Source organism: Bacterioplanoides sp., assembly GCF_965219715.1.
Classification (GTDB): domain Bacteria; phylum Pseudomonadota; class Gammaproteobacteria; order Pseudomonadales; family Oceanobacteraceae; genus Bacterioplanoides.
In genome coordinates this window covers 1,142,533-1,157,921 of sequence record NZ_OZ244785.1, presented here as the reverse complement: position 1 = coordinate 1,157,921, position 15,389 = coordinate 1,142,533, and the positions used below count along the sequence as shown (strand labels likewise).

The following is a 15,389-nucleotide window of genomic DNA, read 5'->3' as shown; positions in this document are numbered from 1 at the left end:
TATTTGGCTAACGTATTGTTTGGTTAGCTTATTGTTTGTTCAGCGCAGCCTGTTGTGCCGCCTGCTGAATCAGCTCGTCTGCCCAACTATTCATTTGTTGCTCCAGCGCATCCAGTGGTAAAGCACCCAGTTGCAGCATGTGGCTGTGGTAACTGGCTTCATCGAATACAGTGACTGGCGCCAGCTTTTTCTGAATATTACTGCGCAACTGCAATAATGCTTTAAAACTCAGATACATCTCGCTGCTTTGCGCCGGGTTTAATAACACCTGATCGACCATTGCCTGTGCTTCAGGTAACTCAATCTGCAGGCTGTTCTGCACAAACTCCAGAGCCTGAAGTCGTTGCCAGCCTTTGGCATGAATGCCGCTGTCGATGACCATTAACACCAACTGCCTCATTTGATTTTTCCAGAACATCAGTTGTAAGGCGTTATCGGCATTATTCGCCAGGGCTAACTCCTGGCTGTAAAGCTGCCAGCCAGCATTAAACCGGCTCATATAAGGATTTCGGCGGAAGTCAGGCAGCTGCTGATTTTCAGCGGCCAGTGCCAGTTGCATGTGTAATCCGGGTACGGCATAGCTGGCAATATTCAAACCCAGCTGAGCGCGGGAGAACGACTCAAGGGCGTCGGGATTCCAGCGAAACTCCGCAGCGCTGACGCCTGATGCCGGAATGTAAGCGAAATTCTGATCTGCACTGGTATAGCGGCCCGGTAAAGATTTTCCCTGATTCACTGCCAGCGGTGTTTGTGGAATATCGGTAAACTCATAAGGCAGTTGTTGCGCCAGTTGGGTTAACGTTTGCTGTTGAAAGCCCAATAACTGCGGCTTAATCAGTTGTGTTTCGGTTTGTTGTGAAAATGGCTGTTGCTGCTGGTTTAACCAACCCTTCAGTTCACTGAATTGCGGTTGTTCCTGACTGCTTTTCCAGCCGTTACGTTGTGCGAAAGCCAGAATTTCCTGCTGGATGCCGCCAAGTTCAGATAAGCCGTATTGAAATATCTGGTTGGCGTCCATCTCTGTTTGCGAATAGTGCTGCAGCTGCAGCTGGTAGTAACGCATCCCCTGAGTTTGCTGTTGCAGTGAAATCAGGTTAGGAGCCTGTTGCTGTTGTTGCTGGAGAGTGACCAGCAGCTGGTTAAGCGCTGGCAACGCTGAACGGGTCAGTGCTCGTTTCATCTTTTTCAGCAGTAACTGGCGGCTGGATGGGTAAAGCGCCAGTCCAGATAATTTGCTTTGGAAGTCTTGCCAGAAAAGGTTGTTTTCATTGAAACGGCTGTTAGCGGTTCTGTTGGCACCGTTGCCAAGCCACATATTCAGACGGTTAATATTTTGCTGGTAAGCAAAAGCGGGAGATAAATAGCCGTTTTGTACCCGATCGGTTAATTCCTCCTGCCAGCGTGTTAATAGCGAAGATAGCGTATTGATACGGGCGATATAGTCGTGGGCATCTTCAATGCTGGTAATCGGATGATGTTGTAACAGCGTGGCTTCTATTCGCAGTAACCAGTTGTTGTTTTTAGCGAATGGGTCTTTCAGTTGCTGTAGCGGCGCCAGTAGCAGTTGATATTCCAGCTCGTCCATTAATGCGTGATAGCTGCCCAGATTGGTTATGTCTAAGGCAGCTTCGTTAATGGCTTTGAGGCGACTGCGGAACTCCTGAATGTTTTCCAGTTGTTGTTCCTGGGCTTCGGCAGAAATATTGTCCCAGTCAAACTGACCACGAGTGCCGCTATAGCTTGCCAGCACCGGGCTGGATTCCAGTTGCCACTCCGTGTATTCGGAGAATATTTTCCCGGCTTGTTGGTTGGCTTGTTGTTTCTGTTCTGAGGTGATCACCACTGCCGGGGCCAATGGTTGTGGTTTTTCTGCCGCCATCTGACAGCCGTTCAGCACCACAGGTAAAGCCAGAACAGGCAATAACCGGAAAACAGAAAACATAACACTCGCTCAACTGGGAAAATTTTCGAAGCAGGCGAGTGTAGCAAAGTTAACGGCGTAAATCCGGCATCACGAATTTGGATTGATTGGCGCTGAATGTGTGCTTGTTGATCACCTCATAAACGTGACCACACTGGTTGCAATAGACCACATAAAACCAGGGCGTGCCGTTTTTTGCGGTCTCGTTACTGGCTTTTGAAGCAAAGTGTTCGATTCCTTCTGTGCTGCAACTCGGGCACTTGGGTTCCGCCATAATTAGTCTCCATAATCTTTTCTATAATTTGTTATGCTCAGTTCGATTGTAGAGCAGGGTTTTGGTTCCCCCAAAGCCAGTATTAAGGAATTCTTTATGCGCTTGTGCAGTTTGACTCTGATTTGTCTGATGTTTGTTAGTGGCCTGGTAAGCGCTGAAATTCAGCCGTTTGCCTCGGCGCGCCTGCTTGAGCAAGAGAAAATGCCGGTGGACCATTATCGCCTGGTGATCTCTGAGTTAAAGCGCAGTCAGGCGACCACGTTTGGTGAACAGGAACGTCGCCTGGATGGTGACTTGTGGCGCCGCGTCTGGGCCGTTCAGCCAGGGTTTGCACTGGATGAAGTCAGTGAGTTTTTTCAGCGGCAAATGAGCGAGCTGGAACTGATTTATCAGTGCCAGGGGCTTGATTGCGGCAGCAGTCACTTCTGGGCCAATAGTGTATTCAAAAACGGCCGTTTGGTTGGGCGTGAGCAGAATCAGCACTATTGGGTTGCCAAGCGTCCTCTGGCGAATGGTCGCAGTGAAGTATGGGTGCTGTATCTGGTGCAGCGCGGTTCGCGCCAGGTGTTTATTGCCATGGATCGGGTTGTAACTGCCGACGAGGTCAGTCTGCAGCAGCTCAGTAAAGAGCAGATTCAGGCAGCGCTGCGACAGAATTCGGGATGGTTACCCGGTCTGGTTGCGGATAACGGTTTGTTAAACGAAGAGCGCAGTGCCAATCTGATCGAGGTGCTTAAAGCGTTACCTGGGCGTGATAAGCGTCGCTTGTATCTGATGATGCATTGTTACGACGCCAGCCTGATGGCTGACAATCTGTTGTGTTCCGAACGTCTGGCAAAGCAATTGCGGGTAGCCACCTTTAACGAAACATCTGAATTAAACATCATTGGTCAGGGGGCTTTGGTTGCTGCTCCGGATGACGGTTTGTCGCCGAAATTGCGTTACATTTTCTGGCCTCAGCGTTAGGAGGCAGAGATTATGACGAAAAGTATGACAGCCGGTAAAACCGTGGCACTGGCACTCGGCAGTGGTGGCGCCCGGGGTTACACCCATTTGGGCGTGATTGATGAGTTGCAGTCACGTGGTTATAACATCGTGTCGGTTTCAGGTTGCTCGATGGGCGCAATTGTTGGCGGCTTCTTCTGCGCTGGTAAATTAGCGGAGTTCCGTCAGTGGGCAACCAGTCTTAATTATCTGGAAGTGCTGAAGCTGGTGGATTTCAGTTTGTTATCGAACGGTGCCATTCGTGGCGATCGGGTATTTAACATTCTCGAAGGGATGCTCAATGGTCAGACGATCGAGGAGCTACCCTTGCCTTTTACGGCCGTGGCTACGGACCTGACGCATAAAAAGGAAATCTGGTTCCAGAGTGGCGCATTAAATGAAGCTATCCGTGCATCCGCTGCGATCCCCAGTTTGCTGACGCCTGTTTCTTCGAATGGCCGTCTGCTGGTGGATGGCGGTGTGCTAAATCCACTGCCAATTGCGCCTTGTGTCTCTGCCCACGCGGATTACATTTTTGCCGTTGATCTCAACGCCGATGTGCCGATGCCCGCAGATTTTGCCTGTGAACCGCAACCATCGGCAGAAGAAAAGGACGATTGGTTCAATTCTGCGGTTAACTCGGCCATTGATAAGGCCGGTGCCTTGCTGGAGAAGTTCGACAGTTCGGATAAAAACGCGACGGATAAACCCAATCAGATTGCCCAGGATAACCTTGGCAAACTGGAAATCCTGAACGAAATGTTTGAAGTGATGCAGGCATCGTTGTCTCAGTTTAAAACCGCGGGTTATCCGCCGGATTTACTGATGCGTATGCCAAATCAGTGTTGTCAGATGTATGAGTTCTATCGTGCAGACGAGATGATTCGTCTCGGTCGTCATATCGCTGCTCAGGCACTGGATGCGTTTGAGCAAGGGCAGAGCAGTTTGTACGGGCAGGGAATTGCCAGTCATTAACTGTGACAAATCTGGCCGGCGGCTCAGCAGTGCGTTAATGCGCGAAAACGGTTAAACTAGCCGCCTTTCTGATTGCTGCTCCGCCAGCGAAAACCAGTTACAGGAATCCGAGTGTCCGAACTACCGTCTTTATCTCTGCAACAGCACAAACTTCAGGCCGTTGATGAATTGTTATCGCTCCAGGATATGGTGCGTTGGGCCGTTAGCCGTATGGCTGAGGCTGGCATCTATTTTGGCCACGGCACCGATAATCCGGTGGATGAAGCGGTATTGCTGGTGACACATGCGCTGGGTTTACCCTGGAATCAGGTTGATCAATGGCGTGACTGTCGTCTTACCCGACAGGAACGTGAACGTATTGTTGAGCTGATTTGTTGCCGTATTGAGCAGCGTGTCCCAGCGCCTTATCTGGTGGGGGAAGCCTGGTTCTGCGGTTTGCCTTACGTGGTTGATGAGCGTGTGCTGATTCCTCGCTCACCAATTGCCGAGCTGATTGAAAACGGTTTTCAGCCGTGGCTGCAGCATGAACCCAAGCGCATTATGGATTTATGTACCGGCAGTGGCTGCATTGGTATTGCCTGTGCGATGCAGTTTGAGCAGGCTGAAGTTGAGCTGCTGGATATCTCATTTGATGCTCTGGCAGTGGCTGAAGAAAATATTCAGCGGTTACAGGTGGAAGATCGCGTGATTGCCCTGCAGTCGGATTTATTTGCTGCCGCCAGCGGTAAGTACGATCTGATTGTTTCCAACCCTCCGTACGTTGATGCTGACGATATGGCTTGCTTGCCGGATGAATTCCATCATGAGCCGGAACTGGCATTGGCGGCGGGTGATGATGGCCTGGATCTGGTGCGTATTATGTTATCCCAGGCGCGTGAGCTATTAACCGATAATGGTGTGGTGGTGGTGGAAGTCGGAAACAGTTGGCCCGCATTGGCCGAAGCCTATCCGCAGTTGCCATTTCAGTGGCAGGAATTTGAACGGGGTGGCCATGGCGTGTTTGTCCTGAATGCCGCGGATTTGGACAACCTGTAAGCAGCGTAATTAAAATTTTAAGAAATACGAGTATATAAAGTATGTCTGGCAATACCTTTGGCAAAAGTTTTACCGTCACCACCTTTGGTGAAAGCCACGGTCTGGCGTTAGGCGCCATTGTTGACGGCTGTCCTCCGGGTATCGAGCTGTCGGAAGCCGACCTGCAGGGAGACCTGGATCTGCGTAAACCGGGTACGTCAAAATTCACCACTCAGCGTCGTGAGCCGGATCAGGTGAAAATCCTGTCGGGTGTTTTTGAAGGCAAAACCACCGGAACTCCGATTGGTTTGCTGATTGAAAACACCGATCAGCGTTCGAAAGATTACTCCAATATCGCAAAAACCTTCCGCCCGGCGCATGCCGATTATGCCTACACGCAAAAGTATGGCTTCCGTGATTACCGCGGTGGTGGTCGCTCATCGGCGCGCGAAACGGCGATGCGTGTAGCAGCGGGTGCGATTGCCAAGAAAGTACTGGCAGCTAAAGGTATCGAAGTACGTGGCTATCTGTCGCAGTTAGGTCCGATTAAAATTGATCAGGCGAATTTCGATTGGCAGCAGGTACGTCAGAATCCATTCTTTTCTCCAGATGCGGCAGTTGTGCCGGAAATGGAAGCGTATATGGATGCTTTACGTCGCGAATGTAACTCGGTTGGCGCCAAGATCAGCGTTGTGGCAACCGGTATGCTGCCAGGTCTGGGCGAGCCGATTTTCGACCGCTTAGATGCAGAATTAGCTCACGCCCTGATGAGCATCAACGCCGTTAAGGGCGTCGAGATTGGTGATGGTTTTGATTCGGTTGAACAAAAAGGTACCGAACACCGTGATGAGATGACTCCGGAAGGTTTCCTCAGCAATCATGCCGGCGGTATCGTTGGTGGTATTTCCACTGGGCAGGATATTGTTGCTCATATGGCACTGAAGCCAACTTCCAGTATTACTATCCCTGGTCAGTCGATAGACTCTGATGGTAATCCGATTGAAGTAGTGACCAAGGGTCGCCATGACCCTTGTGTTGGTATTCGTGCGACACCGATTGCCGAAGCCATGATGGCGATTGTGTTAACGGATCATCTGCTGCGTCATCGCGGGCAGAATGGTGATGTGCAGTGCGACACTCCGGTAGTGGCTGCCCAGGCACCGGTTTCAGAATAATTCAGGAGCGGCGATATGGATTCCCCTGTGCCTCGTTCTGAGGTGCCATATCGTCGTTTATCGTTTTTCTACTTTCTTTATTTCGCACTTCTGGGTTGTATTGCACCCTTTTGGGGGCTGTTTCTTCAGACACGTGAATTCAGTGCTGAAGATATTGGTTTTCTGATGGCTGCTTTTGCAGCCATTCGTATCCTTGCGCCAAATTTATGGGCTCATGCAGCGGGTTATTTTTCATCTCCACTGGTCATGGTGCGCTGGGCTGGTGTGTTAACCGCATTGTGTTTTGCCGGTGTGTGGTGGGCGAATTCATTGTCATCCATGTTGTTGGTGATGTTGGCCTATGGCTTTTTCTGGGCGGCGATGTTGCCCCAGTACGAAACCATCACCATGCAGGCTCTTAATAATAGGATTGACGATTACTCGAAAATCCGGCTGTGGGGATCTGTTGGTTTTATCGTTGCCGTTGTTGCATTGGGTTGGCTGTTTGATGTGCTTTCGGTTAATTACCTGCCGGCTGTTATGTTAGTAATTATGTTGTTAATTACGGCCAATGGCTTTTTTCTTTCTGCCAGTGCGACGTTGCGTGAAGAAAAGAAAGGGCAAGACTTTATATCCCAGGCATTACAGAAACCGGTTATTGTTTTTATTTCGATAACGGTGTTATTGCAAATAAGTCACGGTGCGTATTACACATTTTTCAGTATTTATCTGGAACAGCTGGGGTACAGCAAATCGGCGATTGGCCTACTGTGGTCGTTGGGTGTCTTTTCAGAAGTAATTTTATTCTGGCAATTCCATCGGTTGCTTCATTTGCTCAGTTGGCGCGGCTGGGTAATGACAAGTTTGATTTTAACGGCGGTGCGTTGGTTGCTGATATCTCAGCAGGCTGATCAATTAATTCTGTTATTGGTTGCTCAGGTATTACATGCATTCAGCTTCGGAGCCATGCATGCTGTATCGATGCGGTATATTCAGCATTATTTCAGCCGCGCAAATCAGGCTCAGGGGCAGGCGTTATATTCCAGCATTGGCTTTGGCCTGGGTGGCGCAATTGGTGCCTGGGGATGTGGTATTTTCTGGAACAAACTTGGTGGTGATCAAGTGTTTGTTTTATCAGCAGTGATTGCTGTAGTGGCTTTTCTGATCGCATGGACAGGGTTGCGCCGCGACGAATAGGGTATATATTCATTTCTGAACTTTATATTTAAGTAGTAAAAAAGGATTGGCTATGAAAATAAACGTCACATTTGATATGACGCCCGATGAGTTTCGTCGCGTTATGGGACTGCCGGATGTGCAGCAGTTCCAGCAGGAATTATTTTCACAAATGATGAGTAAAATGCAGGCGGGTGAGGAAGGTTATGACCCTATGTCTTTGTATCAGCCAATGATGAAAGAAGGAATGAATGCCATGGCTCAGTTTCAGAATATGATGATTAATATAATGTCGGGAAATACAAACGATAGTTCTAAATAATCTCGATAAAAATTTAGGACAATAAAAGCCAGGGATTTAATTTTGTTACCTTTGTTCTCATGTCTCTCATGACAAGGACTGATTTTAATCAAGATACTGTTACTTTATGTGGCAGATGTCATGCAACTGTAAGATAAATTCAACTAGTATGTGATTACCACTACGGCTATTAGACCTTTGAAGGAGCAAAACCATGCAAGACAACATTCTGAACGCATTCGCTGAGCAAGCAAAAACCATGTATGCGCCGATGTCCAAATTCAACTCGCTGTTTGTTGATAACATGGAAAAGATGACGGAATTTCAACTGAACGCCATCAAGTCGTACGCAGATATGGGTGTGGAGCAAATGAAGCAGGCATCTGAAATTAAAGATGCTGAATCCATGCAGGCTTTCACTACCGCTCAGGCTGAAGCTGCCAGCTCACTGAACAAAAAGATCATGGACGACGCTAAAGCACTGTCTGACATGGCGATGGATTTTAAAGCACAAGTAGAAGGCATCATGGAAGAAGCGCGTTCTTCTGCTGCTGCGACAACTACCACTGCAACTACTGCTAAGTCTAAGTCTAAAGCGGCTTAATTCAGACTGAAGTAGCTAAGGCCACCCGGATTTGATCTTGGTGGCCTTTTTATTTTCTTTCTCTCGGATATGGATAGGTGATGTATGAAAGGGCTGCCAACGGAAAACATGGAAACTGCCGTAAAAGATTTTTATGACATGGCAGGGCGTGCTGCGGAGCAATATGGCCGCTTCTGGCAAAAGATGGCAACGCAACCAAGTACTGCAGAGGACCCGGCAGGTTCTGTTATGACTGACTTCACTCAGGCATTTCGTGAACTGGGCGAAGCGATGATAAGCAATCCGAACAAAGTGATTGCTGATCAGATGGAAATGATGAAACAACAGCAAGAGCTGTTTCAGCAAACGGCTTTGCGTTTTATGGGTCAGGATGTTGATCCTGTTGTTGCACCGGAGAAAGGTGATAAACGATTTAAAGACGAACAATGGTCCGAAAACCCAATGTTCGATTATATGAAGCAACTGTATTTATTACAGGGGCAGACTCTGATGAAAATGATCAAGGACACTGATGGCTTAAGTGATCATTCTCGTCAAAAAGTTGAATATTTAGTTCGTCAATATGTGAACGCATTGTCGCCAACCAACTTTGCCAACCTGAATCCGGAAGTTATCCGTAAAACCATGGAAACGGGCGGCTCAAATCTGGTGTCTGGCATGGAGCAGTTGCTGGAAGATTTGGAAACCAGCGTTAGTGGTGCACTGAATGTTGCCATGACTGACACCAGTGCGTTTCAGGTTGGCCGTAACCTGGCGACCACCGAAGGCAGCGTGGTGTATCAGAATGACCTGATGCAGCTGATTCAGTACACGCCAACAACGGCACAAACTTATAAACGTCCTCTGTTGGTGGTTCCGCCGTTTATTAATAAATTTTATATTCTCGATTTGCGTGAGAAAAATTCCTTTATTAAATGGTTGGTCGATCAGGGTCATACAGTCTTTGTTATTTCCTGGATTAATCCTGGTCCGTCGCTGCGCAATAAAGGTTTTGAAAACTACATGCTTGAAGGCCCAATTGCGGCAGCTGAAGCGATTGAGCAAGCGACCGGTGAAAAAGGTGTGAACGCCATCGGTTACTGCCTGGGTGGCACCTTGTTATCGGCCACGCTGGCCTATCAGAAGAAAAAGAAAAAAGAGACCATTAAGTCAGCCACCTTTATGGCAACACTGATGGACTTCTCCAAGCCGGGTGAAATAGGTGTGTTTATTAACGAAACCGCCATTGCAGGTCTGGAAAAACAAATGGACGCGTTGGGTTATTACGATGGTCGTCAAATGGCATTCAGTTTTAACACATTGCGCGAGAATGATTTGTTCTGGTCGTTCTTTATTAATAATTATCTGAAAGGTGAGCGTCCTGCGGCATTTGATTTGCTGTACTGGAATACCGACAGTACTAATTTGCCAGCGGCAATGCACTCGTTTTATCTGCGCAATATGTATCTCAACAATCAGCTGATTGAAAAGGATGCGTTGGAGCTGGATGGTGTGAAAATCGATTTGAGTGCGATTAAAGCGCCAAGCTACTTTATCTCTGCCGCTCAGGATCATATTGCTTTGTGGCAGGCAACGTACACCGGTGCCAAAGTGCTCGGCGGTAAGAACCGCTTTGTACTGGGTGGTTCGGGTCACATTGCTGGTATTGTTAATCCTCCGGAAGCCAATAAATACGGTTACTGGACCAACGAGAAACTGCCTGAGTCTGCCGATGACTGGTATCAGGGCAGTGAAAACCACGAAGGTTCCTGGTGGCTGGATTGGCAGCAGTGGGTGCTGAAGCAGGGGGATATGGATATGGTTGACGTGCGTCAGCCTGGCGATGGCAAACTGGAAACATTAGAAGAAGCGCCAGGTCGTTATGTTAAGCAACGCATCATCGATGTGGTGGCCAGTTAATCGGTAGCATAAGCTGTCATTTCTGCTAGTAAAAACGGCGCTTCGGCGCCGTTTTTCGTTTATGAATCAAACGCTTGGAATATTTGCAGCTTTGCCTGAACGGAATTAAAACAAGGGTTTTTCCTGCTGGCGCTTTCAGCTATTATGCCAGAAGCTATTAGTGGTAAGGACATCTCGTGTCTCAATTTGATCAGGAATCTGTTGTCTATGGCGTTATTCGCCATGTTCCCGCTGTAGATGAGTTCAGTGCTCGTTTACAGCGTCGCGCTAACTGGAGTTCAATCCAGAATCTGCCGCTGGGAGTTGATGACGAATGGTCTTTGTTATGCCGCGAAATGTTCTCTATGCCCGGTGAAGATGTCTTCAGCGGCACCTATCAAACTCAGCTGATCCATTTTGCGGCTTCGTACAAAGCCGTCGAATACGAATGGGAACATTGGCTGAAACAATTTGAAACTCTGTTGAAAGGGATGTATTGGGTTAATGCCACGGTTCATCTTGAAACGGAGTTGTCCGGTAAACACACCTTTCACTGGCAGGCAGAAAACGGTTCCCACGCGCCGTCAGACGCAGAGTTACGTATGAGCTGTGAATGGGAAAGGGAAGCCAGTTTTGCCGGCTGATTACACCTCAAACCCTAATACGGATGAATTGCCCTCACACATGGAAGATGCGCCTGAACAAGGTGTGATCGCTGTGCCTTATCAGCGCCTTAGCGCTGACGCGCTTGATGCTATTCTGGAAGACTATGTCGGCCGTGAAGGCACTGATTATGGCGACTACAATTTTTCATTGAGCGATAAAAAAGCTCAGGTTCTGGCACAACTCAAATCGGGCCAGGCGACACTTTTATTTGACCCGGTGCAGCAGACCTGCCACATTGAAATGACCGAATTTCTCCGGCAGCAGGGTTGGCAGGGGTAACTCTGAGATTGCTTCAGGGGTTCCAGCTGTGAATGCGCCGGTGATGTGTTGAGTTCCGGAGGCCGTGTGAAGCGAATTACCGATATCCAGCAAGTTAAACTCCGCCGCCGCATCCATGATGCGATGCAGGATGTGGATCTGCTTAAAAATCAGTTGGCGGAGATCCGCGAGTGTTGTGCTGAGCTGGAGCAAACCATGCGCGATATTCGGTTAAACGGCGAGCAGGCGAAAAGCCGTGCCATCGCGGATGCCAAGCGTAAACAAATCAAACGGGTGGTCTGAATCTCGTTGTTACATCCGCAGAGCCGATGACCTATCGCAATGCGGTATCGCGCAGTCTGTCGTTACCCGCCAATTTTTCTTCTTTGCATATCCCGCAGTAAAAATCGTCCAGGCCACAGAGCCTCCTGAATGGCAGCGCTGAGTGGCAGTGCGCCACCGGTTATATGGGCTGCCAGAAGTTGAGCGCACAAGGGTGCTGATGCTAAACCACGGGAGCCGTGGCCAATATTCAGCCACAAGTCGGGCAGCTGAGGCGCCTCAACTGCGGGTATGTGTTTGGCATTTTTAACCATTGGCCGGAACGCCTCAATAAAGGCATCGGTCATCGGAAGTCGACCCACCATCGGCAGGTAGTCCGGCGTGGTACAGCGGAAGCCCACGCGACCCTGCACCACCGCGTCATGATCAATATCTTCCCAGGCCGGACCAAAATCGCTGAGATGGCCGAGATTGGTCTGATGATCACTGGCGCGAACGTTTTCGTCGTCATCATTCAGATTGTACGTTGCACCAAGGCAAGTTAGTCCGAGCTTAGACGGCGCCATATAAGAACGGGCACACAGAACCGTATTGATATTCGGCACCAGGCTGGTGTCGAGGATGCTTAGCTGGCCACGAATACGTTTAACCGGTAAATAGGCTTCGGGAAGTAGTTGCTTGGCTTCGAACGCACTGGCAATAACCAGTTGCTGGCAGAAAAGTGTGTCGCCTGCGTTGTTTGTTAAGGTCCAGTCATCGGTGTTTTTTGCCAGCGCCTGGATGTCTCTTTTCTCGAAAGAAATAGCAGGGTGATCAATCAACTGCTGGCAAAATTCCGCCGGAGAAACCCAGCCGGCTTGTGGGAAGAACAATCCGCCGCTGGATTGCGGGCAGCCCGCCAGGGCACTGGCTTGATCTGCTGTTACTTCGTGCACCAGCTCTGGCGGATAAGATTGCGCCTGAAGAAATTTTTGCTGGCGACGCGCTTCTTTTTCGTCATACGCCAGTTGCAGGACGCCACAGTTTTTCCAGTTGCCTTCATCTTTACCCTGGCCAAGTACGTTCACGACGTGCCGCAAGCTGCTCTGGTAAGCCGCCAGATAAAAATCGGTATGAACGGCGTTGTCGCCAGCGGCCAGTTTCACATATAAGCCACCCTGGGGATTGCCTGATGCGGCCTGTGCGATGCCTTTGCGATCAATAATCTGTACTTCAATACCGCGTTCCGCTAAAGCCCGTGCAGTGGTACAACCTGCCAGGCCAGCGCCAATAATCGTAACTTTTTTGGGAGGCTGATTGCCGTGAGAGTTGGTATTTACTAACCAGGGTTTATGCCATTTTAATGGAGGCAATTCTGGCCCATTAAATTGCTGATAAATACCCGCCAGCATCTCTCGTTTGCGGCCAAACCCCGGTACTTTTTTAATATTAAATCCAGCACCTTTAATACCACGGCGAACAATACCAGCAGCCGTAAAAGTTGCTATGGTTGATTCCTGATGTGGCTGTAATGCATTAATTCGCCGCATTTGCCGGAATAAATTATCGGTCCACATTTCAGGATTTTTTGAGGGAGCAAAACCATCCAGATACCATGCGTGAACCGGACCATTTATTTGTGGCAATGCGTCGTGAACGTCATTAAAGATCAGTGTCAGCTGGATTTTATGTTCCGGCCAGATTAAATGATGAAAGCCGTTAACTGCCAGCGGATATTGCTGCAATAATAATTCGGTAAATTCGTTGAGCTCGGGCCAGAGTGCCATCGCTTGCCGGAGTTCTTGTTTATTCAGCGGGAATTTTTCGATACTGGTGTAGTGTAACCAGATGTCCTCGTTGCCTGACTCCTGTCGGGACTGGGCAAAACTCTGCCAGGTCATGAGGAAATTCAAACCGGTGCCAAAACCGGTCTCGATAATATCAAACTCTCCCTGCCAGTTTTGCCAGCGCTGCGGTAAGCCGTTGTGTTGTAAAAATACATAGCGACTTTCATTGAGGCCATCTTCAACAGAAAAGTATGGATCATCAAACTGTTGTGAAACAGGCAGTCCCTGATCATTCCAGCTCAGTTCTGGGCTGGTTAATGGTTGAGAAGGCAGGTGATTTGAAAGGCTGTTTGATTTAGACACTGTGGATGGCTTATAACGTTCGACAAGCCGATATTTTATCCGCAGTTGTTGTTCTGGCCTAATGAATTTAATGCCTCTTGGATATCTGGCAAGTGTAGTTTTGATATCTGTCAGAGTAGTGCGAATACCGGTTTCGTGGATAGAAACCGGTATGACCGAACAAGTTCGATGACTTTTAACGTCAGCGGTGACTCAAAGAATTAAACCACGAACTTCTGGAACGGCTCGTCCACTGGTGTATCTGCCAGGTGATTCGCGAAGTTACTGATGGTTTTCTGTGCCAATCCCAGCACGATCTCCAACAGTTGTTGTTCGCCGTAACCTGCAGCCTTAAATGCAGCGACTTGCTCTTCTGTCAGGTTTCCGCGCTGATCCACTAATGCTCGGGTGGTCTCCTGTAATGAACGCAGTTTGTCATCCTGCAACTCTTTGCCGTGTTGCAGGTCAGAGATAATTGTTTCATCAACCTTCATCATATGAGCAATGCCAGTGTGTGCTGGTAAGCAATAATGACATTGGTGGTAATAGTTGATGGTCTGCCAGACCACCGTCAGCTCGGTGCTGTTAAAACTGGTGTTCTGAAATGCCGTATGCAGTTGTTTATAGGCCGTCAGAACCTCTGGTGCTGCTGCCAGTACTTTGTGCAGTCCCGGAATAAAGCCAAACGCTTTTTGTGAAGCTTCCAGCTCTTTTGCAACTGCTTCTGGAGCCGTCTCAATATCGTATAGGGTAAACGCCATCGTTGATCTCCTGGTGCCACCGTAAATTGGGTGGCCGTTGTGATAAGTGAGATATCACTATAGAGGTTATGAGTGGGTTGATTAATGCTTTATAGTACGAAATATATGCTTTAACGTACCGGTTTGATTGCTGCAGGAGACGTTACGATTGGCCGTCATTCATGATTTATTGAACTTAGTCCGTCTGGATGTGGATGTTTACCATAATGCCCGGGTGTGCGGTAACTGGTTGATTCGAGAGCATACGCTGGACGCAACCTGTTTCCATATGCCTACCCAGGGAGGCTGTTTATTGCGGGTGCCTGATGAAGGTGAGTGGCGTCTGGACGAAGGCGACGTGGTAATTTTCCCACGTGAATTGCCGCACACCATGGAGCCAATTGAGCCGTTAACCGGGCCACAGCAACATCTGGGCATTGCAGCATCCCAGCACCAGGCTGGTACCAGTATGTTGTGTGGTTCGATTCATTTTCAGCATCAGGGTGGCGAGCAGCTAGTTAGGTTGTTGCCCAGAGTACTGGTGGTTAAGGCAGAAAGAGCCCGGCAATGGCTGGAGCCGCTGAAGCAATTAATCGTCGCTGAAAGCATTGCCGGAGTCGAGATGAACAGCCCGGTGCTGAATCGCTTGTGCGAATTACTGGTGGCTTATGCATTGCGCTGTTATGCCGAAAATTACCCACACGAAAGCGGTATTCTGGCGTTGTACGCACAACCGCGATTATATAAAGCGGTTGAAGCCATTCATCGACAGCCCGCAAATCCGTGGCAACTGCAAACGCTGGCGAAAGAGGCGGGCATGTCCCGGACCCGTTTTGCCGAATTATTCAGTAAAACCAGTGGTATGACGGCAACGCAATATTTAACCTGGTGGCGAATTCAGCTGGCCTGGGCTGAATTACAGCGTGGCGCCAGTGTTGAAGCCGTAGCCGACGCTGTTGGTTATCGCTCTGAGGCGGCATTTTCTCGTGCCTTTAAAAAACAATTCAGCCGCACGGTAGGGGATGTCCGTGCAGCGCGGTAAAGGATTTTTACC

General features: G+C 48.9%; 16 protein-coding genes. 12 read left to right on the top strand and 4 right to left on the bottom strand.

The window, feature by feature from the left end; all coding sequences use genetic code 11:
* Window positions 1-28 precede the first annotated feature (28 nt).
* Complete coding sequence (locus tag ACOQOZ_RS05780; protein ID WP_420591330.1) at window positions 29-1,942, bottom strand: DUF885 family protein; 1,914 nt, start codon at window positions 1,940-1,942, stop codon at window positions 29-31.
* A 49-nt stretch (window positions 1,943-1,991) separates the two neighbouring features.
* Window positions 1,992-2,195, bottom strand: a complete 204-nt coding sequence (locus ACOQOZ_RS05775; RefSeq protein ID WP_420591329.1) for a transcriptional regulator — start codon at window positions 2,193-2,195, stop codon at window positions 1,992-1,994.
* Window positions 2,196-2,228: 33 nt separating this feature from the next.
* Here ACOQOZ_RS05775 and ACOQOZ_RS05770 point away from each other — a divergent pair, with 33 nt between their 5' ends.
* The 11 genes from ACOQOZ_RS05770 (at window position 2,229) to ACOQOZ_RS05720 (ending at window position 11,508) form a co-directional block, all read left to right on the top strand.
* On the top strand, window positions 2,229-3,161 hold the full coding sequence (locus tag ACOQOZ_RS05770; RefSeq protein ID WP_420591328.1) for a DUF4892 domain-containing protein: 933 nt from the start codon (window positions 2,229-2,231) through the stop codon (window positions 3,159-3,161).
* Between the two features lie 12 nt (window positions 3,162-3,173).
* Window positions 3,174-4,154 (top strand): patatin-like phospholipase family protein, encoded by a 981-nt coding sequence (locus ACOQOZ_RS05765; protein ID WP_420591327.1) that lies wholly within the window; start codon window positions 3,174-3,176, stop codon window positions 4,152-4,154.
* Between the two features lie 105 nt (window positions 4,155-4,259).
* On the top strand, window positions 4,260-5,189 hold the full coding sequence (prmB, locus tag ACOQOZ_RS05760; RefSeq protein WP_420592397.1) for a 50S ribosomal protein L3 N(5)-glutamine methyltransferase: 930 nt from the start codon (window positions 4,260-4,262) through the stop codon (window positions 5,187-5,189).
* 41 nt (window positions 5,190-5,230) lie between these two features.
* Window positions 5,231-6,343, top strand: a complete 1,113-nt coding sequence (gene aroC, locus ACOQOZ_RS05755; protein ID WP_420591326.1) for a chorismate synthase — start codon at window positions 5,231-5,233, stop codon at window positions 6,341-6,343.
* A 15-nt stretch (window positions 6,344-6,358) separates the two neighbouring features.
* Window positions 6,359-7,519 carry an MFS transporter gene (locus ACOQOZ_RS05750; RefSeq protein ID WP_420591325.1) on the top strand — a complete coding sequence of 387 codons (1,161 nt, stop codon included), beginning with the start codon at window positions 6,359-6,361 and terminating at the stop codon, window positions 7,517-7,519.
* 52 nt (window positions 7,520-7,571) lie between these two features.
* Window positions 7,572-7,820, top strand: a complete 249-nt coding sequence (locus ACOQOZ_RS05745; RefSeq protein ID WP_420591324.1) for a DUF6489 family protein — start codon at window positions 7,572-7,574, stop codon at window positions 7,818-7,820.
* Between the two features lie 193 nt (window positions 7,821-8,013).
* The gene (locus ACOQOZ_RS05740; RefSeq protein WP_420591323.1) at window positions 8,014-8,403 is read left to right on the top strand and encodes a phasin family protein; all 390 of its coding nucleotides are present in this window, start codon (window positions 8,014-8,016) and stop codon (window positions 8,401-8,403) included.
* A 108-nt stretch (window positions 8,404-8,511) separates the two neighbouring features.
* Window positions 8,512-10,302, top strand: a complete 1,791-nt coding sequence (phaC, locus tag ACOQOZ_RS05735) for a class I poly(R)-hydroxyalkanoic acid synthase (protein WP_420591322.1) — start codon at window positions 8,512-8,514, stop codon at window positions 10,300-10,302.
* 176 nt (window positions 10,303-10,478) lie between these two features.
* The gene (locus ACOQOZ_RS05730) at window positions 10,479-10,925 is read left to right on the top strand and encodes a hypothetical protein (RefSeq protein WP_420591321.1); all 447 of its coding nucleotides are present in this window, start codon (window positions 10,479-10,481) and stop codon (window positions 10,923-10,925) included.
* A complete protein-coding gene (locus tag ACOQOZ_RS05725) occupies window positions 10,915-11,226 on the top strand; it encodes a YheU family protein (protein ID WP_420591320.1) in 312 nt (103 codons plus the stop codon). The genes ACOQOZ_RS05730 and ACOQOZ_RS05725 overlap by 11 nt, the downstream gene beginning before the upstream one ends.
* 66 nt (window positions 11,227-11,292) lie before the next feature.
* Window positions 11,293-11,508: a hypothetical protein gene (locus tag ACOQOZ_RS05720; protein ID WP_420591319.1), complete on the top strand. Its 216-nt coding sequence runs from the start codon at window positions 11,293-11,295 to the stop codon at window positions 11,506-11,508.
* Between the two features lie 62 nt (window positions 11,509-11,570).
* Here the strand turns inward: ACOQOZ_RS05720 and mnmC are convergent, their stop codons facing one another.
* A complete protein-coding gene (gene mnmC, locus ACOQOZ_RS05715) occupies window positions 11,571-13,616 on the bottom strand; it encodes a bifunctional tRNA (5-methylaminomethyl-2-thiouridine)(34)-methyltransferase MnmD/FAD-dependent 5-carboxymethylaminomethyl-2-thiouridine(34) oxidoreductase MnmC (protein ID WP_420591318.1) in 2,046 nt (681 codons plus the stop codon).
* 200 nt (window positions 13,617-13,816) lie between these two features.
* The gene (locus ACOQOZ_RS05710; protein WP_420591317.1) at window positions 13,817-14,356 is read right to left on the bottom strand and encodes a carboxymuconolactone decarboxylase family protein; all 540 of its coding nucleotides are present in this window, start codon (window positions 14,354-14,356) and stop codon (window positions 13,817-13,819) included.
* A 148-nt stretch (window positions 14,357-14,504) separates the two neighbouring features.
* On the opposite strand from ACOQOZ_RS05710, the gene ACOQOZ_RS05705 reads away from it, so the two are divergent.
* The gene (locus ACOQOZ_RS05705) at window positions 14,505-15,377 is read left to right on the top strand and encodes an AraC family transcriptional regulator (RefSeq protein WP_420591316.1); all 873 of its coding nucleotides are present in this window, start codon (window positions 14,505-14,507) and stop codon (window positions 15,375-15,377) included.
* The last annotated feature ends 12 nt before the right edge of the window (window positions 15,378-15,389 follow it).